The 25,656-nt window shown below is 72.0% G+C and carries 22 protein-coding genes; 6 read left to right on the top strand and 16 right to left on the bottom strand.

The genetic code is table 11. The features are described from left to right. Nucleotides 1-11: 11 nt before the first annotated feature. The 6 genes from U8525_RS01910 to U8525_RS01885 all read right to left on the bottom strand — a co-directional run bounded on the left by U8525_RS01910 (nucleotide 12) and on the right by U8525_RS01885 (nucleotide 7,406). Nucleotides 12-1,835, bottom strand: a complete 1,824-nt coding sequence (locus U8525_RS01910) for a CheR family methyltransferase (RefSeq protein WP_374260295.1) — start codon at nucleotides 1,833-1,835, stop codon at nucleotides 12-14. Beyond that, on the bottom strand, nucleotides 1,829-2,860 hold the full coding sequence (locus tag U8525_RS01905; protein WP_374260293.1) for a chemotaxis protein CheB: 1,032 nt from the start codon (nucleotides 2,858-2,860) through the stop codon (nucleotides 1,829-1,831). Before U8525_RS01905 ends, U8525_RS01910 begins: the two co-directional genes overlap by 7 nt. A 10-nt stretch (nucleotides 2,861-2,870) precedes the next feature. Further along, nucleotides 2,871-5,186 carry a hybrid sensor histidine kinase/response regulator gene (locus U8525_RS01900; protein ID WP_374260291.1) on the bottom strand — a complete coding sequence of 772 codons (2,316 nt, stop codon included), beginning with the start codon at nucleotides 5,184-5,186 and terminating at the stop codon, nucleotides 2,871-2,873. A gap of 62 nt (nucleotides 5,187-5,248) precedes the next feature. Continuing rightward, nucleotides 5,249-6,511, bottom strand: a complete 1,263-nt coding sequence (locus tag U8525_RS01895) for a methyl-accepting chemotaxis protein (protein WP_374260289.1) — start codon at nucleotides 6,509-6,511, stop codon at nucleotides 5,249-5,251. Nucleotides 6,512-6,516: 5 nt separating this feature from the next. Then, a complete protein-coding gene (locus U8525_RS01890; RefSeq protein ID WP_374260286.1) occupies nucleotides 6,517-6,927 on the bottom strand; it encodes a Frizzy aggregation protein FrzB in 411 nt (136 codons plus the stop codon). Continuing rightward, the gene (locus U8525_RS01885) at nucleotides 6,924-7,406 is read right to left on the bottom strand and encodes a chemotaxis protein CheW (protein ID WP_374260283.1); all 483 of its coding nucleotides are present in this window, start codon (nucleotides 7,404-7,406) and stop codon (nucleotides 6,924-6,926) included. The genes U8525_RS01890 and U8525_RS01885 overlap by 4 nt, the downstream gene beginning before the upstream one ends. A 180-nt stretch (nucleotides 7,407-7,586) precedes the next feature. On the opposite strand from U8525_RS01885, the gene U8525_RS01880 reads away from it, so the two are divergent. Next, on the top strand, nucleotides 7,587-8,462 hold the full coding sequence (locus U8525_RS01880) for a response regulator (protein ID WP_374260281.1): 876 nt from the start codon (nucleotides 7,587-7,589) through the stop codon (nucleotides 8,460-8,462). A 15-nt stretch (nucleotides 8,463-8,477) separates the two neighbouring features. Here the strand turns inward: U8525_RS01880 and U8525_RS01875 are convergent, their stop codons facing one another. Together U8525_RS01875 and U8525_RS01870 are read right to left on the bottom strand one after the other, a co-directional pair. Further along, nucleotides 8,478-9,176 (bottom strand): tetratricopeptide repeat protein, encoded by a 699-nt coding sequence (locus U8525_RS01875; RefSeq protein WP_374260278.1) that lies wholly within the window; start codon nucleotides 9,174-9,176, stop codon nucleotides 8,478-8,480. Between the two features lie 32 nt (nucleotides 9,177-9,208). Then, nucleotides 9,209-10,519 carry a radical SAM protein gene (locus tag U8525_RS01870; RefSeq protein WP_374260275.1) on the bottom strand — a complete coding sequence of 437 codons (1,311 nt, stop codon included), beginning with the start codon at nucleotides 10,517-10,519 and terminating at the stop codon, nucleotides 9,209-9,211. A gap of 181 nt (nucleotides 10,520-10,700) precedes the next feature. Between U8525_RS01870 and ald the strand changes: the two genes are divergently transcribed. The 4 genes from ald to U8525_RS01850 all read left to right on the top strand — a co-directional run bounded on the left by ald (nucleotide 10,701) and on the right by U8525_RS01850 (nucleotide 15,574). Continuing rightward, nucleotides 10,701-11,828, top strand: a complete 1,128-nt coding sequence (gene ald / locus U8525_RS01865; RefSeq protein ID WP_374260272.1) for an alanine dehydrogenase — start codon at nucleotides 10,701-10,703, stop codon at nucleotides 11,826-11,828. 259 nt (nucleotides 11,829-12,087) lie between these two features. Next, nucleotides 12,088-12,729: a sigma-70 family RNA polymerase sigma factor gene (locus tag U8525_RS01860; RefSeq protein ID WP_370645426.1), complete on the top strand. Its 642-nt coding sequence runs from the start codon at nucleotides 12,088-12,090 to the stop codon at nucleotides 12,727-12,729. A gap of 52 nt (nucleotides 12,730-12,781) precedes the next feature. Further along, complete coding sequence (locus U8525_RS01855; RefSeq protein ID WP_374260269.1) at nucleotides 12,782-13,633, top strand: anti-sigma factor; 852 nt, start codon at nucleotides 12,782-12,784, stop codon at nucleotides 13,631-13,633. Nucleotides 13,634-13,822: 189 nt separating this feature from the next. Then, the gene (locus U8525_RS01850; protein WP_374260267.1) at nucleotides 13,823-15,574 is read left to right on the top strand and encodes a response regulator; all 1,752 of its coding nucleotides are present in this window, start codon (nucleotides 13,823-13,825) and stop codon (nucleotides 15,572-15,574) included. A gap of 58 nt (nucleotides 15,575-15,632) precedes the next feature. Here the strand turns inward: U8525_RS01850 and U8525_RS01845 are convergent, their stop codons facing one another. From U8525_RS01845 to U8525_RS01815, 7 genes are all read right to left on the bottom strand, one after another. Then, entirely contained in the window at nucleotides 15,633-16,775 is a 1,143-nt protein-coding gene (locus U8525_RS01845; protein WP_374260264.1) for a hypothetical protein, read from the bottom strand. Beyond that, on the bottom strand, nucleotides 16,772-17,542 hold the full coding sequence (locus U8525_RS01840; protein ID WP_374260262.1) for a type III pantothenate kinase: 771 nt from the start codon (nucleotides 17,540-17,542) through the stop codon (nucleotides 16,772-16,774). The genes U8525_RS01845 and U8525_RS01840 overlap by 4 nt, the downstream gene beginning before the upstream one ends. 12 nt (nucleotides 17,543-17,554) lie before the next feature. Further along, the gene (locus tag U8525_RS01835; RefSeq protein WP_374260259.1) at nucleotides 17,555-18,556 is read right to left on the bottom strand and encodes a biotin--[acetyl-CoA-carboxylase] ligase; all 1,002 of its coding nucleotides are present in this window, start codon (nucleotides 18,554-18,556) and stop codon (nucleotides 17,555-17,557) included. A 15-nt stretch (nucleotides 18,557-18,571) separates the two neighbouring features. Beyond that, nucleotides 18,572-19,207, bottom strand: a complete 636-nt coding sequence (locus tag U8525_RS01830) for a hypothetical protein (protein ID WP_374260257.1) — start codon at nucleotides 19,205-19,207, stop codon at nucleotides 18,572-18,574. A gap of 4 nt (nucleotides 19,208-19,211) precedes the next feature. Further along, entirely contained in the window at nucleotides 19,212-20,129 is a 918-nt protein-coding gene (locus U8525_RS01825; protein ID WP_374260254.1) for a HEAT repeat domain-containing protein, read from the bottom strand. A gap of 53 nt (nucleotides 20,130-20,182) precedes the next feature. Then, on the bottom strand, nucleotides 20,183-20,908 hold the full coding sequence (locus U8525_RS01820; protein ID WP_374260252.1) for a hypothetical protein: 726 nt from the start codon (nucleotides 20,906-20,908) through the stop codon (nucleotides 20,183-20,185). Nucleotides 20,909-21,028: 120 nt separating this feature from the next. Continuing rightward, nucleotides 21,029-22,405: an HTH domain-containing protein gene (locus U8525_RS01815; RefSeq protein ID WP_374260250.1), complete on the bottom strand. Its 1,377-nt coding sequence runs from the start codon at nucleotides 22,403-22,405 to the stop codon at nucleotides 21,029-21,031. A gap of 97 nt (nucleotides 22,406-22,502) precedes the next feature. Between U8525_RS01815 and U8525_RS01810 the strand changes: the two genes are divergently transcribed. Further along, nucleotides 22,503-24,698, top strand: coding sequence for a PQQ-binding-like beta-propeller repeat protein (locus U8525_RS01810; protein WP_374260248.1), 2,196 nt, complete (start codon nucleotides 22,503-22,505; stop codon nucleotides 24,696-24,698). A gap of 18 nt (nucleotides 24,699-24,716) precedes the next feature. Here the strand turns inward: U8525_RS01810 and U8525_RS01805 are convergent, their stop codons facing one another. Beyond that, nucleotides 24,717-25,646, bottom strand: a complete 930-nt coding sequence (locus tag U8525_RS01805; protein ID WP_374260245.1) for a hypothetical protein — start codon at nucleotides 25,644-25,646, stop codon at nucleotides 24,717-24,719. Between the last annotated feature and the right edge of the window lie 10 nt (nucleotides 25,647-25,656).

The following is a 25,656-nucleotide window of genomic DNA, read 5'->3' as shown; positions in this document are numbered from 1 at the left end:
GGCCGCGGTCTTCAGCCCGGCTGCTCCTCCAGCGCGGCCAGCGCGTAGCGGGCCGCGCGGGAGATGGACTCCGCGGAGTCGAGCATCTCCGGGTAGTGCCCCGCCAGCGGGCGCTGCGGATACTTGAGCTGCGCGACGGCGTTGCGGTAGCTGCGCCGGGCCGCCTCGAAGTCCTTCGTGCGCTCCTGCACCTGGGCCAGCAGGTAGTGGCCGATGGCCAGCGTGGGCTCCAGGAACAGGGCCTTGGCCAGCTCGGACCGCGCCTCGGCCATGCTCCCGGCCTGCATCGCCGCGACGCCACCGAAGACGCGCGCCTCCACGCACAGCGGCTCGCGCTGGAGCGCCTGCGCGAACGTGTCGCGCGCCTCGGCGATGCGCCCCGTGAGCGAGTACAGGTTGCCCAGCGTCAGGAGCGCGTCCAGGTCGGAGGGCTCGTCCACCAGCAGGCGCTTCACGCCGTCGATGGCGGCCGGGAAGTCGCCCTGCGCCATCTTCCGCACGGCCATGTTCAGGCGCTCGGCGGGCGGCAACAGCTGGGGCCACGAACCGCTGGGCCGCGCGGGCGGTGCTTCCGCCAGGGGCCGGGACGCGGGCGGCTCCGCGCGCACCGCCGCGAAGGAACCGGAGGGCCGATCCGCCGCAGGCCGACGCGAAGGCTCCGCCGGACGCGGTGCCTCCGGCCGGAGCGCGGGAAACTCCCCGGTGCGGGTCGGCTCTGGCCGGAGCGCAGGGAACTCGCCGGTGCGGGTCGGCTCTGGCCGGATGGCGGGAAACTCCCCGGTGCGGCGGCCGGCCAGCGCGCCCAACGCGGGCAGCTCCAGGGTCGGCCTGCGCGCGGGCGCATCCGGAGTCCGGGCCGCGTCGGCGACGCTCGCGCCGCGCAGCCTCGCCGCCATCTCCGCGCTGGCCTGCAACCGCTGGCGCAGCTCGGCGGCGAAGGACTCCGGGCTGCCCGAACGGGGCTCCGTCGCCAGGGGCGCCAGGGGCGGCGGCGGCTGGGGACGCTCCCCCAGGGGGCGCCGGTACACGAACGCGCCGTCCACTTCGATCATCTCGAAGCGGTCATAGACCTTGAACAGGCTCTCCGAGTACCCCAGGAAGAGCAGCCCGCCCGGGCGCAGCGCCGCGAGGAAGCGGTCCATCAGCCCGCGGATGGTGGGCAGGTCGAAGTAGATGATGACGTTGCGGCAGAGGATGAGGTCCAACGACGCGGGCGCCACCTTCTCGAACACCGGCGCGGCGAGGTTCTGACCGTCGAAGCGGATGTACTCGCGCAGGATGGGCGACGCCTCGTACCCGTCCTCCACGGGCCGGAAGAAGCGCTGGAGCCGCTCCGGGCCGATGGCCACCGCGCGCCGCGTGGAGAAGCGCCCCTGCCGCGCGGCCTCCACCGCGGCCAGGTTCAGGTCCGTGGCCCACAGGTCCACCTCCACGGCGAGCGCGCCCAGCTCCGCCAGCACCAGCGCCAGGCTGTAGGGCTCCTCGCCGGTGGCGCAGCCCGCGGACCAGATGGACACCTTGCGCATCTCGCGCCGCGCCCGCGAGAGCAGCTCCGGCAGCACGCTCTGCTCCAGCGCGCGGAACTGCTTCGCGTCTCGGAAGAACTCCGTGTGCCCCACCGTCACCAGCGGCAGCAGCGCGCGCAGCTCCTCCTCGCCGCTCGCGCTCATCAGCTTCTGCAGGTACTTCTCCGGGTCGCTCAGGCCCAGCACGGGCATCCGCGTGGACAGGGCGAGCCGCAGGCTGTGATAGCCATCCAGGGTGATCTTCAGCCCCGCGCGCTCCAGCAGGAGCCCGGCCAGCTGCTGGAGCACCTTGTTCCCCACGTTCAGCACGCGTCCACCCACTGCACGAGCGTCGGCGCGATGACGTCCAGCGGCAGCACCTGCTGCGCCGCGCCCAGGAGCACCGCCTCGCGAGGCATGCCGTAGACGACGCAGGTGGCCTCGTCCTGCGCGATGGTGCGCCCGCCCCGCTCGCGAATCTCCTTCAGGCCCCTGGCGCCGTCGCGGCCCATGCCCGTCAGGATGACGCCGATGCACCGGCGGCCGAAAGACTCCCCGGCCGAAGTGAGCAGCATGTCACACGAGGGGCGGAAGCCCCGCAGGGCAGGTCCTGCATCCAGTTCCAGACGACCGTCCGGCTTCACCAGCAGATGTCCTCCCGAAGGGGCGATGTACACCGTGCCCGGCTCCATGAACGCATCGTGGGTCGCCTCGACGACCCGCAGCGCCGTCTCCGTGGAGAGCCAGTGCGCCAGGCCCTCCGTGAAGCCCTGGCTGATGTGCTGACAGTAGGCGATAGGCGCGGGGAAGCCCCGCGGAATCATCCGCAGCACCGACGCGACGGCCTTCGGCCCACCCAATGAGGCGGCCAGCGCGACCAGGGGATACGGCGCGGCGGGCCCCTCCTCCACCGACGCCCGGGACTGCCGCGTCGTGGAGGGCGGCGAGCGCACCCCCTTCACCTGGGACAGCAGCACCAGCTTGCGGTTCACCGCGTGCCAGAAGTCCGGCCCCGGGCTCATGGGCCGGTCCATCACGTCCAGGGCGCCCAGGGCCAGCGCCTGGAACGCCTGCTGCCCGGTGAGCACGCCCGGGTGCAGCGCGAGGATGGGCGTGGGCCGCACGGCCATGATGTGCTCGATGGCCCCCAGCGCCTCCGAGGACGTCAGGTCCACCAGCAGCACGTCCGGGAAGTGCCGCCGCACCACCCCTTCCGCGCCCACGAAGTCCGCCTCCGGCGGGCCCACGGCCACCAGCGACTCGCCGTCGAAGAGCCCGCGCACCAGCGCGCGCAGGCCCCGCCCCACCAGGAGTACCCGGAACGCGAGTCCCGTCACCGCCGTGCCGCCGCCCACGAGAGGCTCCTCAGGTCAGCCGATCGATGGACTGCGCCAGGCTCTCCACGCCCAGCTCGCCCTTCACCAGGTACGCATCCGCGCCCGCGTCCAGACCGCGCCGCTTGTCCTCCGGAGACGCGAGCGACGACAGGATGATGACCGGGATGCGCGCCACCGCCGGCGTCCCCTTCAGCCGCCGGGTGAGGGAGAAGCCGTCCAGCTTCGGCATCTGCACGTCCGTGAGGATGAGGTCGTACGTGTTCGTCTGCACCTTCGCGTACGCCTCCTCGCCGTCCTGCGCCTCCTCCACGCTGTGGCCCAGCGCCTTGACGAGCGCGCCTTCCGTCGCGCGCGCGATGGGCGAGTCATCCACCAGCAGCACGCGCAGCCGGCGGCTGGCGGGCGCCTGGGTGACGGGGCGGGCCATGCGGCGCACCTCCGTCATGATGTCCGGCACGTGCAGCAGCACCGCGATGCGCCCGTCCTCCAGCGCCGCCGTGCCCGCGATGAAGGGCGCGCCCTTGAGGAACTCGCCGCCGCAGGGCTTCACCGCCACCTCGCGCTCGTCCACGAAGCCGTCCACCACCAGCGCGGCGTAGTCGTCGCCGTGGCGCACCACCACCGCGGGAGGCTTGTCGAAGCGGTTGCCGCCGTTGAGGCCCAGGAGCGGCCCCAGCGCCACCAGCGCCGTGGGCTTGCCCCGGTGCCGCACCGCCAGCGTGCCGAACACCTCCATGCGGTCATCCGGCTTGACGCGCATGACGGCCACCACGTCCGCGGCGGGCATGCCATAGACGTCGTCGCCCAGGCGCACCAGCAGCACCTTCATGAGCGCCAGGGACTGCGGCAGGCGCAGCGTGACGGTGGTGCCGCGGCCCTGGCGGCTCTGCACGCCCACGGACCCGCCCAGCGTCTCCACCTTGCGCTTCACCACGTCCATGCCCACGCCGCGGCCGGACAGCTCGCTCACCTGTTCGCGCGTGGAGAAGCCGGGGCGGAAGATGAGCTCGATGGCCTCGCGCTCCGACAGCGCGGCGGCCTGCACCGGCGACAGCAGGCGCTTGTTGATGGCCACCTGCTTGAGCCGCTCGGTGTCCATGCCCCGGCCGTCGTCCTCGACCTCGATGTGGAGCATGTCGCCGTCCACGCGCACGCGGATGCGGATGCGGCCCTGGGCGGGCTTGCCCATCTGCTGGCGGAAGTCCGGCGACTCCAGGCCGTGGTCCACCGCGTTGCGCAAGAGGTGCACCAGCGCGTCGCGCACGTCCGCCAGCATGGACCGGTCCACGCCGATGTCGGCGTTCTCGATGACCAGGTCCACTTCCTTGTTCTGCGTCTTCGCGATGTCGCGCACCGCGCGCGGGAACGCGTCGAACACGGTGGACAGCGGCACCAGGCGCGCCTCGGCCACGTGGTCCGCGAGCTGGGCCAGGTTGCCGTGCAGCGTGTTGATGCCGTCCCCGTTGCGGCGCACGAAGCGGAACGCGTCGTCGCGCAGCATGTGCAGGTCCGCCTCCGCGCGCTCCAGCTCCTGGCGGATGGCGTCCGGGACGTCCACGTCCTCGGAGATGCGCAGGAAGCGGTCGCCCAGGCGGCTGAAGCGCTCGAAGAGCAGCGCCGTCTCCGTGCTGCGCAGCCGGCCGCGAGCGCTCTCCACCAGCAGGTCGCCGGCGAGCAGACCCAGCGAGTCCAGCACCTCCACGTTCACGCGGATGCTGCGGTCCGCGATGGAGCTGCTCTTCGCGGCGCTGGGGGCCTCTTCCTCCTTCGCCGCGGGCTGCGGCGCGGCGACGGGCTCCGCCGCGCGGGGCGTGGCCTGCGCGGGAGGGGCCACCGGAGCCTGGACCGCGGCGGGCGGAGGCGCCGCCGGGGCCTGCGCCACAGGCTTCGGGGGCGCGACGGGCGGAGGCGGCGCGGCGGAGGCGGCGGGCTTGCGCACCGGGCCCAGCGCGGGCACGGGGTGGCCAGACACCTCCGACAGCGCCTTCACCATCTCCTCGGTGGCGGACGTGCCGGTGTGGGCCGCGTCCAGGTCCTCCAGGAGGTCCGACAGCACGTCGCACGCGCGGAGCATGACGTCCGTGGCCGTCTCGGTGGCCGTCTTGCCTTCGCGCTCGGCGCGCAGGACGTCCTCGGCGGCGTGCGCGAGCTGTCCGATGGCGGCCAGGCCCAACATGCGGGCCTCGCCCTTCATCGTGTGCAGCTCGCGCGCGACGTCGTCCGCGGCCTGCTCCGCGGTCTCCTTCTCCAGGTCGATGACTCCCAGTTGGATCTTCTGGAGTCGGTCGGCCGTGACCTCCTGGAACTTCTTCAGGAGGGATTTCTTGAGGGCCTCGGTGTCCATGGGTCGCGGGCGTCAGGGCGCTTCTGGCGCCCCTCGACCCATTTCTCCCCTCAGGAGAACGACTAGTCGGCCTTGAACCGCTTGATGAGCTCCGCGAGCCGGCCCGCGAGCTGGGTGAGCTCGGCGGCCGCCCCGGTGGCCTGCTTCGACGCCTGCGTCGTCTGGCGCGTCACGTCCTCGATCTCCGCCATGGACGCCACCACCTGCTCGGTGGCCGTGCGCTGCTGCTGGGTCGCCAGGTTGATGACCCGGGCCGCGTCGCTCGTCTCCTGCACGCCAGCGAGGATGCCCTCCACGGCCTGCGCCGCCACCGCGCCCAGCTTCTCGCCGGACTCCGTGGCGTGCTTGGACGCGTCCGCCGCACCCGCCGCGGCCTGCGTGGCCTCGCGGATCTCGGTGATGAGGTTCTTGATCTCCTTGGTGGACTCCAGGACGTTCTCCGCCAGCCGGCGCATCTCCGCCGCGACGATGGAGAAGCCCTTGCCCGCCTCACCCGCGCGGCTGCCCTCCAGCGCCGCGTTGAGCGCCAGCAGGTCGGAGCGGTCCGCGATCTCGTCAATGACCTCCACCACCGTGCCAATGCGCTCCACGCGCTTGGACAGCTTGGAGATGGAGTCCGCCACCGCGACGCCGTCGCTGCGGATCTGCTGCATGGCCTGGATGAACTCGCCGATGGCGCCCCGGCCCGCGCGGGCCGCGCCCAGCGTCTCCTCGGCCACGCGCGCCACGCTGCCCGCGTTCTCCGCGATCTGCGCGGACGCGTGCTTCAGCTCCTCCATGGTCGCGGTCGTCTCGTGGATGGCCGCGGCCTGCTCGGTGGAGGACGTCTCGTGCTGCGTGGACGCCGCCAGCACCTGGTTGGCGGAGGACGACAGCCGCAGCGCGGCCTCGTTGATCTCCCGCACGAAGATGCGCAGCGTCTCAATGACCTTGCCGAAGCCCTCCAGCAGGGGCCCCAGCTGGGGGTCCTCCGTGGAGGTGTTCCAGCGCGACAGGTCGCCTTCGCGCACCAGGATGATCAGCGAGTCGAGAGCCTGATCAATCTCCTGCGCCGCCACCTGCTTGCGGTGCTCCGCGGAGGCGAACTGCTCCAGCACCTGGTTGAGCAGGTGGCCGAAGCCCGTGGGGTCCGCCTGCAGGCGGTCCTGTGGGACGCGCGCGGTCAGGTTGCCGGCCAGCACCGACATCAGCGTGTCGGTGAAGGGCTTGAGCGGATCCACCACGGCGTTCGCGACGGCGGCGGTGTCCTCGCCGGCCTTCACGCCCGGGGTCTTCCTCGCGCCGCGGGACTTCGCGGGCTTCTCGTTGGGGCTCTCCAGGGACATGTGTGTCAGTGCCTTCCTTGCGTCTTCAAGGTTTCCGCCAAATCAATGAGCAACACGGGACGTGCCGCCTCTTCATCCAGGCCGAGGCAGACGCCCACCGCATACGAAGCCGCCGCGGCCGCAGCCGGCATGCGGCGCAGCCCGGCGAGCGGGATGGGGCGCACCCCGTTGACGGCGTCCACCTTCAGGTGGCCCTCGCCCTCGGGGGTGTCGAACACCAGCGCGCGCAGCCCCTTGTGGGGCAGGCCCAGGTCGCGCACGGTCAGGTCCTCCGGGAGCGCCCGGTCGATGCGCAGCACGGACGACGCGTCCGTGCCGTACTCCGAGTCGCCAATCTGGAAGAAGAGGATGTCCACCTCCGCCTGGGTGGGCTCCTGCTCCGCGTCCAGCTCCTCGCTCAGGACGTTGCCGCTCATCGCACCACCGCGCGCTGACGGGCCGTCTGCAGGAGCTTGGAGAAGTTGAGCAGGTTGAGGCCGTCCTGCGGCCCCGAGCCCTGCACGATGCCCAGCAGGTGCTCCGCGGCCTGATCACCGCCCAGCGGCGGCGGCAGGATGTCCGACACCGGGACGCGGCGCAGGCCGAGCACCGTGTCCGCCACCACGCCGGACACGTAGCTGCCGCTGATGCCCACGAAGATGCGGGTGCGCGGACCGATGCGCGCCTCGCCCTTGCTGAGGAAGCGCAGCAGGTCCACCACCGGCAGCACCTGGCCGCGGTGGCCGGTGACGCCCAGGATGAAGGACGGCGTGCGCGGCAGCGGCGTGAGGAGCCCGGCGCGCATCACCTCGAGCACGTTCTCGCTCGGGATGCCGAAGCGCAGATCGCCCACGCGGAAACAGAAGAATTCCTGCTCCGGCCGGGCCTGTGCGGCCACCGTGCGGTCTGGCGCCATGCGCAAGGCGCGTTGGAGGGGAGAGGAGGTCGGGGTCAAGGCACTGAAGTATCCAAGACCGGGAAAGAGGGGGTCAAGGGTCCATCGTCCGGAGCAGGACAGGCCGCCTGCTCGCCGTTTCGATGGTCCAGCGTGACCCAAAGGTGTAGGGTTGTGGGCTGGCAGCCCCTGAGGAGGACGATGTCCCGCGTACTGGTCATTGACGACAGCCCGATGCTTCTGGAGCTCACCGTCCGGGCCCTGACCGCCGCCGGTTACGAGGCCAGTGGCGCGCAGGACCTGGCCGCGCTCGACCAGAAGCTCACCGAGGGCCCGTTCGCGCTCATCCTCATGGACGTGAACATGCCGGAGATGTTCGGCGACGACGTCGTCGAGTACCTCCGCAAGCAGAAGGGCGTCACCGCCAAGCTCGTCCTCTACTCCGACATCTCCGAGCAGGAGTTGGAGTCGAAGACGAAGAACTCCGGTGCGGACGGCTACATCCTCAAGAGCGGAGGCCTGGAGGGCGTGCTGGGGGGCGTGATGGGCCTCATCGGCGCCCCGGCGCTGAACGTCCCCGCCGCGGTCCCCGCTCCTGCCGCCGTGGCCGCCGCCGCTCCTGCTCCCGCCGCGGCGGCTCCGGCCGCACCCGCCGCGGGTACGGGCGGACTCCCCAAGGCCCCGGCGGCCGCGGGCGGGCGCAAGCCGCGCATCCTCATCGTGGACGACAGCGAGATGACCGCGCGGATCATCGAAGCGGACCTCGTGTCCAAGGGCTTCGAGGTCCACGTCGCGGACACTGCGGACAAGGCCACGAAGATCATCCTGAAGAAGCAGACGCGCCCGGACCTGGTGCTGCTGGACGTGCGCATGCCCAACGTGAACGGCGAGCAGTTCTGCCGCTTCATCAAGAGCAACAGCCTCTTCAAGGGCATCAAGGTGCTGCTGTGCTCCGGTGAGAACGTCGAGGAGCTCCAGCGCATCTGCCGCGAGGCCGGCGCCGACGGCTACATCCCCAAGGACGCCGTGATGGGCAGCCTCGTCGCCAAGGAGCTGATGCCCCCCGGCGCCGAGTAGTCCCCTCCCGCGCCCTCAGGGCTTCGCGGCGGCCTCCGGCGTCGCGCCCGCATCGGACGGCGCGGCCTCCTGGGCCGGGCAGCTCGTCTTGCTGGCGCGCTCCCGAAGCTGCCCCTGGACCTCCGCGGACTTCGCCTCGGAGGGCTTCGCGCTCTCCACGAAGCGCTGGTACGCGGCCAGCGCCTCGCAGGACCTGCCCAGCGCGTCGTAGCTCTTCACCAGCGCGTTGAGGATGGGGCGCTGGCCGGGCTGTAGCTCGAAGGCCTTCTGCAGCTCCGCCGCGGTGTCCTCGGTGCGGCCCAGCGCCTCCAGCGAGAGGCCGCGCCACACGCGGTAGCTGGCGTTGTCCGGCTGCGCGGCCACCAGCGCGGTGGCGGCCTTCAGCGCCTGCTCCTTCTCACCGGCGCGCGCATGCGCCGTGTACGCCAGCTGGAGCAGGACGACGTCGGGGCCGCACTTCTCCGTGAACGTGTCCGTCGCGCGGGCCAGGCCCTTCGTGTCGCCGGTGTCCAGCAGCAGCTGCGCCAGCTGCTGCGCCTTCGCCTTGTCACACGGCGTCTCCGCCAGCTCCTCGCGCAGCTTGCGCACGAGCGGCTTCTTCAGGCCGTGGTCGAACTCCGGCTCCTCGGGCGCCTTGCTGCACGCGCCGAGGACGGCGCCGGAGGAGAGACAGAAGATGGCGAGACGCAACGCGGAACGGGAGGAGGCGGACATGCCGTCCTGCGTAGCCCTTCCCTCCCGGACGGTCAAACCTCCCGCGCGCCCGCGGCGTTCTCGCGCTCGTCCAGGCCGCGCGCGAAGTTGCCGATGATCAGCCCCGGCCGCGCCGCCTTCAGCCGCTGGAGCAGCGTGCGGATGCCCACCGGCTCACCTCCCGCGCCCACGCCGCGCGCGACCTCCAGGTACTGGAGCGGATCGATGCACAAGGAGCGCGTCTGCACCTGATCCACGCGGTACTTGCGCACCAGGTCCTCCAGCGCCCGCACCTCGCCCTCGCGGTCGGTGACGCCCGGGAACAGGAGCAGGTTGAGCGCCAGGTACGCGCCCCGCTCGCGCGCCAGCGCGATGGACGCCTCCACGTCCTCCCAGCCGTACTTCACCGGCTTGTAGTAGGCCTCGTAGAGCCCCTTGGACGCGGAGTTGAGCGACACGCGCACGGCGTCCAGCCCCGCGTCCAGCAGGGCCCTGAGCCCGTGCGTGAGGCTGGCGTTGGTGTTGATGTTGATGGAGCCCCGGTCCGTCTTCGCGCGCATCAGGCGGATGGACTCCGCGATGAACTTCCAGCGCGTGAGCGGCTCGCCCTCGCAGCCCTGGCCGAAGCTCACCATGGTGCGGCCCGGCGCGTTCTCCAGGTGGTACAGGCCGATGGCCGCCATCTCCTCCGCGGAGGGGCCGTCATCCATGCGCTCGTGCGAGGCCGGCGGGCCGTCCGCGGGTTGATCCGAGATGCAGCCCACGCAGCGCGCGTTGCACATCACCGACGCGGGGATGGCGCCCTCGTCGCGCGCGTAGAAGATGTTCTGCGACGTGAAGCAGCGGTACAGGAGCGCGCACGTCTTCAGCTGCTTGAGCACGCGGCTGTCCGGGAAGCGCTCCAGGTGCGCCGTCACCAGGCCCTTCAGCTCCGGCGTGGAGTACGCCTCCGGCTCCCAGTGCGACCGGCGGTCGGTGTGGATGGCCCACGCGAGCGGCCCGTCCTTGCCCCACGCCGCCGCCGTGTACGCCCACTGCGGCAGCACCGGCCCGCTGCCCTTCACCTCCCCAGGCAGGAACGTGCGCGTGTAGCCGGGGGGCAGCAGCGCGCCCACCGCGTTGGGCACGAAGGTCTTGCCGCCCACCTTCATCTCGCGCACCAGCTCCAGCTCGCCCGAGTCCGGGTTCAACCCCACGGGCAGCCGGCCGGGCAGGTGCACCAGGCGGCCGGCCGCCGGCAAGGCGATGGGCTTGTCCTGCGGGGGCACCAGCTCCTCGCCGCTGCGCAGCGTGGCGAGGAGGTAGGGATGCTCCATCACCCGGCCCTTGGGGTCCGCGAAGAGCAGTTTCGGCGCGTGCGTCATGCGCCGTTAACTAACACGGGTCGGCCGCTCCGCGTCCAACGCCTCGCGTCATGTGGAGGGCTGAATGCGGCCCATCACGGCCGCCCCGCTTCCGCGCCCGGGCGCGCCTTGAAAGCGCTCATGCGCTGGTCTATGGGTCCGCCACGTTTTCCAGGCAGTCCCCCATTCGTCGGAGGCAGTCGTGATCGTCGGAGTCCCCAAGGAGATCAAAACCCGCGAGTACCGTGTCGGCATGGTGCCTGCGGGCGTGCGCGCGCTCACCAGCGCGGGCCACACGGTGCTGGTGGAGACGAATGCTGGCGTCGGCTCCGGCATCCCGGATTCGGAGTACCAGCGCGTCGGCGCGCAGATCCTCTCCAGCGCGGATGAGGTGTGGAAGCGCGCGGAGATGATCGTCAAGGTGAAGGAGCCCATCGCGCCGGAGTACGAGCGCATGCAGCCCGGGCAGATCGTCTACACGTACTTCCACCTGGCCGGCGTGGATCCGGAGCTCACCAAGACGCTCATCAAGAAGAAGGTCACCGCGGTCGCCTACGAGACGCTCCAGCTGGACGACGGCAGCCTCCCGCTGCTCAAGCCCATGAGCGAGGTGGCCGGCAAGATGGCCATCCAGGTGGGCGCCGCGTGCCTGGAGAAGGCCCACGGTGGCAAGGGCATCCTGCTGGGCGGCGTGCCCGGCGTGCGCCGCGGCCGCGTGGCCGTCATCGGCGGCGGCGTGGTGGGCCTGTGCGCCGCCAAGGTCGCCGTCGGCATGGGCGCGGAGGTGACCATCCTGGACGTGAACCTGGAGCGCCTCACCTACCTGGACGACGTGTTCCTCGGCCACGCGCAGACGCTGGCGTCCGACACGGAGTCCATCGCGCGCACCGTGCGCGAGTCGGACCTCGTCGTCGGCGCGGTGCTCATCCCCGGCGGCAAGGCCCCGAAGCTGGTGTCGCGGGAGCTCATCGGCGAGATGGAGCCCGGCTCCGTCGTCGTCGACGTGGCGGTGGACCAGGGCGGCTGCATCGAGACCTGCAAGCCCACCACGCACGACAACCCCACCTTCACCGTGAGCGACGTCGTCCACTACTGCGTGGCGAACATGCCCGGCGCGGTGCCCCAGACGTCCACCTTCGCGCTCACCAACACCACCCGCCCCTACTCGCGGAAGATCGCGGACCTGGGCCTGGTGGAGGCCATCAAGTCCGACCGCGCCCTCCAGCGCGCCATCAACACCTACAACGGCCACATCACCTACGAGGCCGTGGCGAAGGACATGGGGTACGACTACGTGCCCCTGATGGACGCACTCGGCGGCAAGAAGTGACGTAGCGCCTGCCATCCCCACAGCCGGCCAGCCTTGTGCTGGCCGGTTGCCTGGATGAGCCCCGGGGACGGGTGTCCCGGCCGGTTCCCACCCTGTGGAATAAATGATCCCGTCGAGCGTCTCCGCACCCCAGAAGCGGGCATGCGGGCGGCGTGGCAGGGGAAAGCGTTGTTGACCCGTCTGCTCCGGTGCATAGATTGACCGTTAGACAGGCGACGCATTCCCCAATCATTTCGGGCCCCTGGAAGGCGGGAGCATGATGCTGGACTTCAGGCAACCCAACCGGACGAAGCAGGAATTCGAAGAGCTGGCGCTGGCGCACCTGGATCCGCTGTATTCGGCGGCCCTCCGGCTGACCAAGAACGAGCGCGACGCCGAGGACCTGGTGCAGGACACCTGCATGCGGGCCTACCGCTTCTTCGACAAGTTCGAGCGCGGGACCAACATCAAGGCCTGGCTCTTCAAGATCCTCACGAACACCTTCATCAACCGCTACCGCCGCAAGGTGAAGGAGCGCACGGTGGTGGAGGGCGTGGAGCGCGAGGCGGTGCATGAGCGCTTCGTGAGCCGGGACGCGACGGACTTCGCGGCCAACCCCGAGCAGTACTTCTTCGACCGGCTCCTGTCGGACGACGTGCTGCGCGCCATCGACTCGCTGCCCATCGACTTCCGGCTGGTGGTCATCCTCGCGGACCTCCAGGAGTTCTCCTACAAGGAGATCGCGGAGATTCTGGAGTGCCCCGTGGGCACGGTGATGAGCCGCCTGTTCCGCGGTCGCAAGCTGCTGCAGAAGACGCTGCGCGAGTACGCGGAGGGCCAGGGCGTCTTCCGGCACGACGGGGAGCCGGTGCAGGTTCCGGCGGACCTGGAAGAGTACCGTCGCCGGAAGAAGGCAGGCTAGAAAGAGGTTGGAGGGGCGTCGCACTCCCTCCGGACCACCTCATCGAGCGCCCATGACCTGCCAGGAACTCGAGCGGTTGCTGTATCCGTACCTCGACGGCGAATTCCAGCCCGAGGAACGCCACGACGTGGAGTCGCATCTCGAAGGCTGCGCCGCCTGTGTCGCGCGGGTGGACGAGGAGATGCAGCTGCGTCAGACGCTTCGCCGCGCGGCGAAGCACGCCGTCTCCGCCCAGGGCACGCGCGCGCCGGCGTCGCTGCGCGCGGGCATCCAGTCCGGCCTGCACCGCGAGCACCGCCGCGCGCAGGTGAACCAGTGGCTGCGCGCCGGGGCCCTGGCTCTGGTGGTGGTGACCGTGAGCGGCGGCTGGATGATGTACCAGGCCGGCAAGGCGCAGAAGGCCACCATCCTGGAGGCCGTGCAGCGCCACACGCGCCAGCGCCCCCTGGAGTTCGTCGCGGGCACGCCGGAGCAGATTGAAGCGTGGTTCAACGACAAGGTGGAGCACCGCATCACCCTGCCCCGCCTGCAGCAGGCGCGGCCCGTGGGCGCGCGCTTCTCCACGCTCAACGGCCAGGAAGTCGTCTACGTCAGCTACGAGACCCAGCCCCGCGTCACCAGCGAGCCCAAGCGCAACATCGGCGTGTTCGTGTATCCGGCCACGGGCCAGCGGGTGATCAAGGACGAGGGCCCCACGGTGGAGAACGTCGCCGTGGACTCGAGCCAGGCGTACAACGTCGTGACGTGGCGGGATCAGGACGTCACCTACGAGCTGGTGACGGACCTGGACGACGCCGCCATCCTGCAGATGCTGCGGGACCAGGAGCAGCGCTCCAACGGGCTCGTGCGCCCCGCGCAGGTGAAGCCGGTGGTGAGCGTGCAGCCCGTGTCGCTACAGCCCTGAAGCCCTCGGAAGGCGAGGGCTCGGGTGGTCGCCTGCTCAACTGAATACCGGGCGTTGCGCCCGGTGTGAAGATTGACGGTCCCACACATGGCCGATAGCCTCGACGGCGTCTTCACTCTCGCGCGCCACCGTGGCTGTTGCTCGCGGTGACACATCGCGCGCCCGTACCCCCAGGATGGCCGTCCCTTCATGTCCAAGCGAATCCTGATCGTCGAAAGCGACGCCACCCTCGCCACCACCCTGCAGCAGGCCCTGGAGGCCCGGGGCTTCTCCGCGCAGACGACGGGCGACGGCAAGGGCAGCGTGGAGCTGATCCGCCGTGAGCGCCCGGACCTCGTGGTGCTGGCGGTGGACCTGTCCGCGGGGCAGAACGGCTACCTCATCTGCGGCAAGCTGAAGAAGGACGACGAGCTCAAGACGGTGCCCGTCGTCATCATCGGCAGCCCGGACGGCTTCGCGGCGCACAGCAAGCTGAAGGCGCGCGCGGACGAGTACGTCGCCAAGCCCGTGGACACCGACGCCCTCATCGAGCGCGTGGGCGGCGTCATCGGCTTCCCGGAGCCGCCCGCCAGCCAGGAGGTGGTGGACGAGAGCCTCACGCTGGACTCGCTGGGCGACGAGCCCGCGACGGACTTCGGCGAGGAGATCGCCGTCGACACGGGCGAGGAGCCCGCGGTGGCCGGGGAAGACCTGGACATGCTCGACGACGCCTTCAGCGACATGTCCTCCGATCCCGTGGCCGAGGAGCCCGTGGTGGCGCCTCCGGAGGAGGTGGAGTCCCCGTCCGGCCTGGAGGAGATCTCCGCGCTCGACTCGCTGGGCCCCGAGAACGACGACTCGCTGGACATGCTGGGCAGCCTGGACGAGCCGGAGGAGAAGACCGTCGTCGGCTTCATGCCGCCGGTGGATCCGGAGCCGGCCGCCGTCGCCCCCCCGCCCGCGCGCCCCGCCCCCACGCCCCTGCGCGCGGTGCCCCCGCCCGCCCCCCCCACTCGCCCCGCCCCGGTGACGCCGGCCGCCGCCCCGGGCCTGTCCGCCGCGGACCTGGCGGAGCTGCGCAACCTGCGCGCGAAGGTGGCGGAGCTGCAGAGCGCGCTGGAGGACTCGCGCGCCGAGACGACGCAGGTCGAGGAGCGCGTGCAGTCGCTGGAGTCCGAGCTCCAGGCGAAGGCCACGGACCTGGAGGCGGCCCGCTCCACCTCCGGCAAGAGCGACAAGGACACCTTCGCGCTGCGTGACACCGTCAACAAGCGCGACAAGGAGATCCTCCGCCTCAAGTCCGAGCTGAACCAGAAGGACCAGGAGATCATCGAGCTGAAGGATCAGCACCTGGAGCTGGAGCAGAAGGCCTCCACCTCCGAGGACGAGCTGAACCACCGCGACGCGCAGATCAAGACGCTCACCGCGCGCACCGAGCAGCTCACCACGGAGCGCAAGCGCGTGGATCAGCAGCTGGCCGCCGCGAAGGAAGAGGCGCGCGGCGCCACCGCGAAGCTGGGCGCGCTCCAGACGGAGCTGGATCAGCACCAGGCCCAGGCCCAGGCGCTCCAGGGCGAGGTGGACGGCCTGCGCGCCCAGGTGGCCCAGCAGGACGCGGACCTCCAGGCCGCGCGCGAGGAGGCCGAGGGGCTGCGCTCCCAGGTGGAGGCGGCGCAGGTCGAGCTGGAGGGCCTGCGCGCCCAGCTGGAGCAGACCCAGGCGGACCTCGCCAACCAGAACGCCCAGGCGGCTGCGGAGGCGGACGGCCTGCGCGCGCGCATCACCGAGCTGGAGCAGGCGGCGGTGCGCAACGAGGAGCGCGTGACGAAGCTCTACGCGCGCATCAAGGGCGACGAGAAGCTGCGCGAGAAGACCAAGAAGGCGCTCGCCATCGCGCAGCAGTTGCTGGACGAGCCGGGCACCTCCGTGGGCGACGACGCCGACGAGGAGGCCGCGGCCTGAAGCACCGGCGGGGGGAAGGCGCGGCCCCAGCCGCCCTCCCCCGCTCCAAGCCCCTGGCTTACTTCCCGGCCTCCTTCTTGGGGGCCGTCTTCTTTTCGTGCAGCTTCTTGGCGAAGGACTGCACGGCCGCGGGCACGTTCTTGTCGCGGGACAGGTCCTTCAGCTCCGCGTCGCGCAGGGTGTTGAGGAACTTCATGGTGACGGTGAGCGGCACCTTGGGGTTCTTCACCAACGCGAGCTTCACCTTCTGCATCTTCGTCCACTCGCGGTTGTTGTAGATGACGCGCAGCACGTCCTCGTTGATGGCGCGGTTCGCGGCGCACGCGAGCACCTCGCCGTCGGTGATGCGCGGGCTGCGGATGACGGCCACGCAGACGAGCTTGTTGGTGTCGCGGATGAGCGCGGAGCGGGCCTCCTTGTTGCCCAGCGTCCCCAGCTTGATCTTCTCCGCGATGGACATCTTCATGATCCGCTGCGCGAGCGTCAGGCGCTTGCCCTCCTCCATGGGGGCGGCGTCCTCGGACTGCGCGTCGGAGCCCAGCTCCTGGAGCACCTCCTCCGCGGTGGGGCCCGGATCCGGCGGCGCGGCGGCGGCCTGCGGGCCGTAGATGCGCACGCGCGCCGCCTGCATGGCGGGCACGTCCGCCAGCACCAGGCCGCTGCGCACCGCGAAGTCACACACGCCGTCCACCAGCGACACCGGGACGCCGGGGTTGACGCACAGGTTGCGGATGATGTCCTCGTTGCGCAGCAGGCGCAGCTGGTTCTGGGAGATGATCTCCGCCACCCTCGGGCTGCACGTCCCCGCCACGCTGGCCACGGCGTCGTCCGGCGTCTCCGAGTTGAGGACGAGCATCTCCGCGTAGGCCTCCTTGTCCTTGAGCAGGCCCAGGAAGTAGCCCAGCACGGGCGGCTGCACGCCCTCGTCGCGCAGCGCGGAGCCGAGGATGCGGTCCGGCAGGTTCGCGGACGTCTTGGCGGCCGTCTCGCGCACGCCCGCGTCCGGGTCGAACGTGAGCATGTAGAGCGCGCCCAGCATGTCCGCCGGGTTGAGCGGCACCAGCGACTTGGCCGCCATCATCCGCAGGGGCACGGGGGCGTTGGGGTCCACGTGCTTGCGCAGGTTGGGCGGCAGGAACTCCGCGTTGAAGGGGCAGCCCGGGGGCGGGGCAGGAATGCTGGGGTCGGCGGCCGTGCTCATGTCGCGTGATTCCTTCCGTAGATGATGCGCAGCCCCTCCAGGGTGAGGAACTCATCCACCTCCTGGATGGCCTTCGACTCACTGGCCACCAGCGGGGCCAGGCCCCCGGTGGCCACCACTTTCGCGGAGAAGCCCATCTCCGCCTCCATGCGCGCGCACAGGCCGTCCACCAGGCTCACGTAGCCATAGACGAGGCCGGCCTGCATGGAGTGCACGGTGTTGCGGCCCACCACGTGTTGCGGCCGCGCGAACTCGACGCGGGGCAGCTTGGAGGCGTTCTGGAACAGGGCCTCCATGGAGATGTTGATGCCGGGGCAGATGGCGCCGCCCAGGTACTCGCCCTTGGGCGTCACCGCGTCCAGCGTCGTCGCGGTGCCGAAGTCCACCACGATGAGGCCGCGGTGGTGCTTCTCGTAGGCGGCCACCGCGTTGACGATGCGGTCCGCGCCCACCTCGCGCGGGTTGTCGTAGAGGATGGGCATGCCCGTCTTCACGCCCGGGCCCACGAACATGGGGCGCGTCTTGAAGTAGCGCTCGCTCATCTTCTCCAGGATGAACTGGAGCGGCGGCACCACGCTGGACACGGCCACGGCCTTCACCCGGTTCGCGTCGATGCCGCTCCACGCGAAGAGCTGGCGCACGAGGATGCCGTACTCGTCCGCGCTCCGGCGCGCGCTGGTCTCCAGGCGCCAGTGGTCCAGCAGCCGCCGGCCCTCGTAGACGCCCAGGACGGTGTTGGTGTTGCCGACGTCGATGGCCAGGAGCATCAGGGGCGCACTCTAGCGCCGGGGGCGCAGCTGCTCCACGTCCCCCGCCAGCACGCGCTCCACGCGCCCATCCGCCATGCGCACCAGCAGGGCGCCCGTGGGGTCGATGTCCTCGGCGAACCCCTCCCAGTCCCCCCGGTCCGTCTTCACCCGGACCGGGACGCCCAGGGTGCTGGAGAGCGCCTTCCAGCGGGCGCGCACCGCGTCGAAGCCGGTGGACAGGTACGTGTCCAGCCAGGCCTCCAGCCGGTTCCACAGGGCCGCGGTGAAGGTCGCGCGGGGCACCGGCCGCCCCAGCGCCAGGGCCAGGGACGTGGCCGTCGCGCGCAGGTCCTCCGGGAAGTGCTCCTCGCCCGCGTTCAGGTTCACCCCCACGCCCACGATGACGAAGTGCACGCGCTCGGGCTCGGCGGACAGCTCCGTGAGGATGCCGGCCACCTTCCGGCCCGAAAGCTGGACGTCGTTGGGCCACTTGATGGCGGCGTCCGCGCCCGCGTCGCGCAGCGTCTCCGCCAGGGCCACCGCGGCCACCAGGGTGAGCTCCGGCGCGCGCTGCGGGGGCAGCTCCGGGCGCAGGATGGCGGAGAAGTACAGGTTCAGGTTCGGCGGCGACACCCAGGCGCGGCCCCGGCGGCCCTTGCCGGCCGTCTGCTGCTCGGCCACCACCACCGTGCCGTGCGCGGCGCCGTCCTGGGCCAGCCGGAAGGCCGCCGCGTTGGTGGAGCCGATGGTGTCGTGGTGGCGCAGCACGCGGCCCAGCGCGCGCGTGGCGAGCAGCGGGTGGACCTCCAGCGCGGACAGCCGGTCCGGCCGGCCCACCAGCCGGTAGCCCTTCGCGGGCACCGCCTCGATGCGGTAGCCCTTCTGGCGCAGGGCCTCCACGTGCTTCCACACCGCCGTGCGCGACAGCCCCAGCCGGGTGGACAGCGCCTCGCCGGAGATGAAGCCCTCCCCGCCTCCCGCGAGGAAGTGGAGGATGCGCGCGTCCTGCGAGAGCTCGTTCGTCGTCTCCACGGGCGGCGGGCCGCTTCAGTTCGGGGCGGGGGTGGCCGGCGTCGTGGGCTCGGCGCCCGGGCTGGCCTTGAAGGAGATGAGCTCCAGCTCCGTCTGGGGCACGCGCTTGCCCCCGTGCTCCATGGCCACGTCCACGCGGACCAGGCCCACGCCCGCGGCGAAGGTCATCGTGTTGACGAGCGTCGTCTGCGCGTCGACCTTGTTGCGGCCCTCCACGCTCACGCAGTTGGGGAACGAGCCCGCGGGCACCTGGCAGGCGAAGCCCACCTGCACCAGCTGGTAGCGCTCCGTGGAGGACACGGACACGACGTTGTTCCAGCCGCGCCCGGCCTCCAGCGGGCCGCGCAGGAGGTAGCGCTTGGGGTCGCGCAGGCCGAAGGCGTCCACGGTGAGCTGGCCGCCCTGGTTGTCCACGAAGTACCCGTCCTGCTCCTTGACGATCTCCACCGTGACGGGTTTGTCGTCGCGCCCGTCGATGCGGTACGTCCACGCGTTGCCCACGGCCAGCGGGTAGTACTGGGCGATGGCCTCGGGCGAGGGGCGCGCGTCCGCTTCGACGCGCTTCGCGCAGCCGGAGCCCACCAGCGTGGAGGCCAGGAGGGCCAGGCCCCCCACCATCGACAGCGACTGCTTCAAGGACGGCTGCTTCATGCGCTCAAGGGTCCGCGTGGCCCTGGCCACGCGCCTCCGCGGTTGCGTGGTTGCGTGATGCGTAGAGCGTGTCCAGCGCCTGCTGCGCGGCGGCCTGCACGGACGGCGTGTCGTGGCCCTGGGCCACCGTGTAGAGGTACGCCTCCGCCTCCGGGCCGCCAATCTCGCCCACGGCGAAGACGATCTCCTGCAGGAAGCCCGAGTCGCGGCCGCGCGCCAGGTCGATGAGCGCCGGCACCGCGCTCCTGGCCTTCATCTCCGCCAGCGCGCCGATGGTGCGGCGCACCTGCTCCGCGTCGCTGGTGTCCTTGAGGCGCTCGATCAGGAGCGGCGCGGCGGCCGGATGCTTGCGCTCGGCCAGCGTCCGGAGCGCGAACTCGCGGAGGCGCGAGTCGGTGGCCTGGAGGTCCGCCACCAGCGCCTCGTCCGAGCGCTCCAACGCGGCGAGCTGCATCACCGCGGACTCCGTCACCTGCCGCAGCACGCTCCGCAGCGCGGCGCGCATGGCCGTCCGGCGTCCCTCGGGCGAGTCCTCCTCCACCGCCGCCTCGCCCAGGCCCACGACCTCGTAGCGCTGGGGCATGTTGCCGCCGAAGCGCTCCAGGGACAGGTTGGCGCCCACCTCGGCGAAGCTGTGCGGGTTGCCGTCCTTCAGCACCTCACGGGTGAAGGGCACGTCCAGCGACAGCCGCCAGGGCTGGGACTTCTTGGGAGCCTCTTCGTCCACCCGCTCGAAGCGGCCGGAGGCCTCCAGCGCGCCGTCGAACAGGTCCCGCACGCCTTCCGGGCCGAAGCCCAGGAGGGCGTTGTCCCGCAGGGTGGCCCCGGAGAGCTCCACCGGCGCCACCGGATAGCGCGGGGCCTGCGAGCGGCAGGCCCCGAGGAACAGCACGCAGGAGGTAAGCAGCAGGGCCGGCTTCATGGCCCCCCCAGGCTAACACTCCCGCGTCCACCGCACCCGATTCCGTGCGGGGATCAGCCTTCCTTGTTGCCCTCGGACGAGCCCTCCGTCCCAGGCGACACGGGCGCTTCGTGCACGTCGCGAGCCTCGCGAACCTCCGCGGGCTGCGACGGCGCCTCGGCGGTGGCCTCTTCCGGAGGCAGCGCCTGCGCGGCGACCGGGGTCACCGCGTCGGAGGGATCCTGCGTGGCGACGCCGGACTCCGGGGTGGCCTGCGCCGCTTCGCCCGCCTGCCAGGCGTCACCCACGACGGGCGGCGTGGCGGCGGGCTCCTCGTGCGCGGGGCTGGCGGGCGCCTGCTCCGTCACGGGCAGGGCCTCGCCGGCGAGCGCGACGACCTCACCGGTGACGCTGCCCCCCGGAGAAGGCGCGGCGATGGCGCCGGAGGCCCCCTCCCCCTCGGACGCGACCGCCGCCACCGTGGTGGCACCGGCCGACTCCGCGCTGGCGGTGGCTTCCCCCGCGGCGGCCTCACCCGGCGCCGCGCCGGCTTCACCCGCGGGCGCGCCCTCCGCTCCGCGCGAGCCACGGCCGCGACGGCCCCGGCGACGGCGGCGGCGGCGCTTGCGCTCGGAGGCGTTGCCCTCGGCGGCGCCGGCCTCGGCGCCCTCCTTGGCTCCGCCCACGAAGGCGCTGGCGGCCTCCAGGTCCTCGTCCTCCCCCTCGTCGTCGCCCTCCTCGGACTCGTCCTCCTCCGACGCGGGCGTGAGCCCGACGGCGGCCGGCGGCGCGGGGGCCACCGGAGCGGCCTTGGCCTCGGCGCCCTCGGCGGCGGGCGGGGCCTCGGCCCGGTCGCGCTGACGGTCGCGGCGGCGCTCGGAGCGCTCCGGACGCTCGCCCCGCTCGGGGCGCTCCGCGCGCTAGGGGCTGGCGGCGACCTCCGCCACGCCACCGCCCACCTCGCGGGCCAGCTTCTCGCTCTTGCGCTCCTCGCGGCGGCGCTGGGCCTCCTCGGCGTCCAGCTTCGCGGCCTCGAAGAAGCGCTCGTCGAGGTCGTACAGCTCCACCTGGGTGACGGTGACGGCGGTCTTCGCCTCCAGGAACTTCTCGCCCAGGGCGTCACCGCACCACAGCATCACCAGCGAGCCGGACGCCTGCGCCTCGGAGCGCGCGTCGCCGCGCACCTCGCCCGCGCTCACCAGCAGGCCCACCTGCGCGGAGTAGTGGCCCAGGTCGCGCCGCAGCTCCTGCACCGTCTTGCGGTCGATGCCCGGCGTGCCCTTGAGCATGCGCACCGCGTAGCGCAGCTCCACGCTGCCCTCGCGCTTGCGCGCGGTGAGCAGGGGGCCTTCCTTGGAGCGCTTGGCGACCTTCAGCTCGCGGAAGCCCAGCCCGTGCATCATCTTCACCACGGACTTCTCGAAGGTGCCCACGTCCGCGTCGCCCAGGCGCTTGCGCAGCCCGCGCGCCACCGCCCGGCGCGCGTCCTTGAGGGCCGTGCGCGCGGTGGTGATGAGGGCCTCGTCCACCAGCGGCTCGCCGGCCGCGGCGGGCTTGCCCAGCACCGGACGGCCGCCCTCCAGCGGGATGCCCAGGGCCTGCGCGAAGGCCGCCTGGAGCTCCAGGGGCGGCGCCTCGCTCGGCGCGCCCGCGCGCTCCAGGGACACCTCGCCGGTCTCCTGGTTGAAGGCGTACTGGGGCCGGCGGCCCGCGTCGATGCGGCGCTGGTTGTCCTCCAGCAGGGCGGTGAGCACCGCCTCCACCGTGGTCTCCTCCGCGCACAGCTCCTTGCCCTTGGCGCGCTCGATGAGCTGATCCGTGCGCAGCGCGGCGTCCGCCTCGCTGAGGATCTCGAACACCACCTCCGGCAGCGGCGGGAAGCGCTTGCGGCGCCCGCCCCGCTCCTCGTCACCCTCATCACGGCGGCGCTTGCGCTCCGTGCCCCGGCCCGAGGCGCGGACGTTGTCCGTGCGGGGCTCGGGGTGGCGCTCCACCGGCCGCAGCGGAGGCAAGTCCTCCTCCGGATGCGGCTCCATCACGCCCGTCTGTGCAAGTGCCTCGATGTCCTCGGGAAGCGACCAGTCCGTCAGCGCGAAGGTATCCTTCGCCGTGACAATCACCTTGCGGTCCCGCGTCCGTCGCGCCATGGCGGCCAGTCGCGACAGCATCGTCACTTCTGGCGTCTTGCCGATGTGGGACAGCAGGCTCAGCTGGATGGACTTCTCCGTGATTTCAAGGAAATGCAGGGGGCGACCTTCGCTCTCCAGCACACGGAGCGCGGCCTCGTAAAATGTCATCGAGTATTCCCCAAGAATTCCGAACGGTTACAAAAATGTAGGTCCGTATGGGCGGCGGATGCTAGCCACCGCTAAACTGGCTTGTCAACGAACGTCCATGACCCGACTCCGCATCGGACACCATTGGAAGCGCGAACCGTCGGCTTCCCCGCTCGATTCCATCGCGCTGGAGCTGGATGGCGTGAACCTGTTGTCCGGGGCGGTGGAGGAGCCCCTGGCGGAGGTCGTCCCCGCGCTGGTGGAGGCGGTGGCCGCCCTGCACGCGGGGAAGCGGCGGCTGGCGCAGGTGTCGCTGACGGAGGCGCACCTGGAGCTCGTGTTGCGCCGCGTCGGGCCGGACATCGAGCTGGCGGTGGCCAGCCTCGCCCGGCCCGCACACCTGCTGCGCCCGCCCATCCGGGTGGACGCCGAGGAGCTGACGAGGGCCACCCGCCAGAGCGGCCAGCGCTTCCTCCAGGACGTGACGAAGCTCGCCCCCAGGGCCCTGTCCGCCACGGCCGCCCGGAAGCTGGGAGAGGCCCTCCAGGGCCTGGGCAAGACCGTCCCCCACGCGGAGGGGCCGCCCGTGCCCCCCACCCCGCTGCGGGTCGAGCCCGTCTCCGTCCCGGGGTTCGGCTTCGAGCTGAAGGACGTCTCGCCGGCCGCGCGCGAGGCGCCGTCGAAGGGCACCTCCGGGGCGCTGGCGCCGCTGCTGGGCGCGGGCGAGGTGTGGCTGGCGCTGCCCGGGCGGCCGCAGGCGTGGCGCGCGCCGGGGCCGCCGTTCCTCACCGTGCTGGAGCTGTCGCGGCAGGCGGTGGAGCTGGCGAGGGCGGTGGAGCTGGGCGAGGCCCGCTTCGAGTTCGAGCCCGCGGGCGTGCGCCCCCGGCTGACGCTGGACCTGCCGGGACGGCGGGCGAAGCTGGGGCCCACCGGCACCTGGTTCGAGCTGGAGCCGGCGGCGCTCCTGTCCGCCCTCTTCCAGTTGGGCGAGGCGCTGGGGCTGGCGTTCGCGGAGGCGCACCGGGTCCAGGCCTCCAACCCGTACCTCGTGGAGCTGGCGGAGCGCTGCCGCGAGGGGCTGTCGCACCTGCGCGGCGCCCACAAGCCCCCCGAGGCCGAGGGCGAGGCGCGCGAGCGCAAGGCGTCCCCGGCGCGCGGTGAGTCCCGCCCCCTGAAGGTGCCCGGGAAGCTCCGGCGCCTGCGCTTCGAGAAGCTGTGGGAGCAGCGCGGGCTGGAGGAGCCGGAGGAGGCGCGGCTGCTGCTGGGCCGGCACGGGCCGGTGTACTGCGCGCCGGGGCTGGCGGGCGCGTTCTCCCGCAAGGACGGCGCGCTCCTGTGGCGGCGGGCCGCGTCGCTGGGCGTGGCGGCGTCCGCGGACGGCCACGCGGTGGCGGCGGACGGCGCGCGCGTGTACGGCTTCACCGGCCGGGGCGCGGGGGCCCGGTGGCTGCACGACCACGACGGCATCCCGCTGGGGCCGCTGCTCCTGCGCCAGGACGGGCTGCTCCTGACGCTGTCCGAGGACCGCACCGCGGTGGCGTTCGCGGAGGCCACGGGCCGCGAGGTGTGGCGCCTGGCCCCGCCGCGCACGCAGCGCGGGTGGCTGGCCACGCAGGGGCACCGGGGGCTGCTGTCCACGGACTCGGGCTACCTGTACGGCCTGGACCTGGAGGACGGCCAGGTGCGCTACCGGCTGCGCTCGCCGCTGCCCTTCCATGGGCCTCCGGTGGCGTGGGGCCGGCGCTTCCTGGCGCTCATGGGGCGCGGCTCGCACCACGCGCTGCTGCTCGCGGACGCGCACACCGGCGAGGCGCAGTGGACGTTCGAGCCGGACCTCCTCCTGCCCTCCGCGCCGCTGCCGGTGGGCCAGCGGGTGCTCCTGGCCGGGATGCGCGACCAGGACGGGTTCCTGGTGTGCCTGGACGCGCGCGGGCGCAGGGTCTGGGAGCGCGCGCTGCACCTGGGCCCGGGCCCCTATGCGCTGGCGCCGCTGCCGCGCGCGGTGGTGGTGACGAGCGCGTCCGGGGCCGCCGCTCGCGTGGCCCTGTCCGGACAGGTGGACTGGCGCCTGGGCGCGGCGGGTGAGCCGCTGATCACCGCGCTGCCGGCGCGCACCGCCCGCGACGTGACGCTCATCGCGGGCGAGGTGGTGCGCGCGGTGGATCCGCGCGGCGGTCAGGTGCTCGCGGAGGTGCGCGCGGGGGTGGGGCTCGTCGCGCTCCAGGCGGACGTGCGCCTCAACCTGTACTTCCTGGACGACGCCGGCACGCTGTCCGCGTACCGGCTGGGCTCGCACTTCGCCGTGGTGAAGTGACGCCGGGGGAGGGGCTGACTACTCGCCCTTGTTGGCGGAGGCCTTGGCCGGGTCGATCTCCTCCTCCGGCCGCTCCTCCTGCGTGGCGCCCTCCCACGTCTCGTTGGCCCCCAGCTTCCACTCCGACGGCACGTCCAGCTTCCACACGTAGGTGGCGTTGGCGTTGCCGCCGGACGCCGCGTGCGAGGACACGTTGACGGTCATCTCCAGCTTCGCCACCTCGGCGGGCAGGAGGTCCAGGTCGTAGTGGCCCAGCACCATCTGCGGGGGGAACTCGGCGATGAGGCGCTCGGGGTAGTCGATCTTCATCGACGGGTCGGCGCCGCGCATCTCGCCCAGCAGCTTGCCCTTCGCGTCCGTGAGCTTCCACACCGTGTCGAACGAGGCGCTGGTGAGCATCTTCTTCACCTTGCCCTCGTCCTTCTCCACGCGCTGCGCGCCCCAGAGCACCAGCTGCAGGCGGATCTGCGGCTTGCCCATCACCATCACCACGTCGTTGGACACCACGTCCAGGCGCATGCCCTTGTCCGTGGCGGTCCACACCGGGCGGTAGCGGCCCTCGCGCAGGGCGTCGAACTGCTTGCGCGCGTACTCGTAGAAGGCCTTGCGGTCCCCCGCGCGGTTGTCCTTCTTGTCGCCGCCCGACTCCGCGCGCTTGTCCAGCTCCGCCAGGTAGTTGTCGAACTTCTTGTTGCCGTGGAAGCGGTCCAGGTGGCCGTCGACGTCGTCGAAGTACGCCTTGAAGAACGATTTCAGCTCGTCCCGGTAGGACGCCTCATCCGGGTTGGAGCGCATCCACCCCACCCGCTCCAGGTAGACGGACTGGATGCGGCGGAAGTCCGCGTCCCGCTCCGCCTCGAGCGCCCGGGCGGAGGCGGTGCGGTGGCTCGCCACCGCGGCGACGATCACCAGGGCGATGACAATGATGATTCCGAAGTAGCGCTTCAAGCGACAGGCT

The sequence above is a fragment of the Corallococcus sp. RDP092CA genome (genome assembly GCF_041903675.1).
In the GTDB taxonomy this organism is placed as follows: domain Bacteria; phylum Myxococcota; class Myxococcia; order Myxococcales; family Myxococcaceae; genus Corallococcus.
This window is presented reverse-complemented; position numbering and strand designations above follow the sequence as displayed.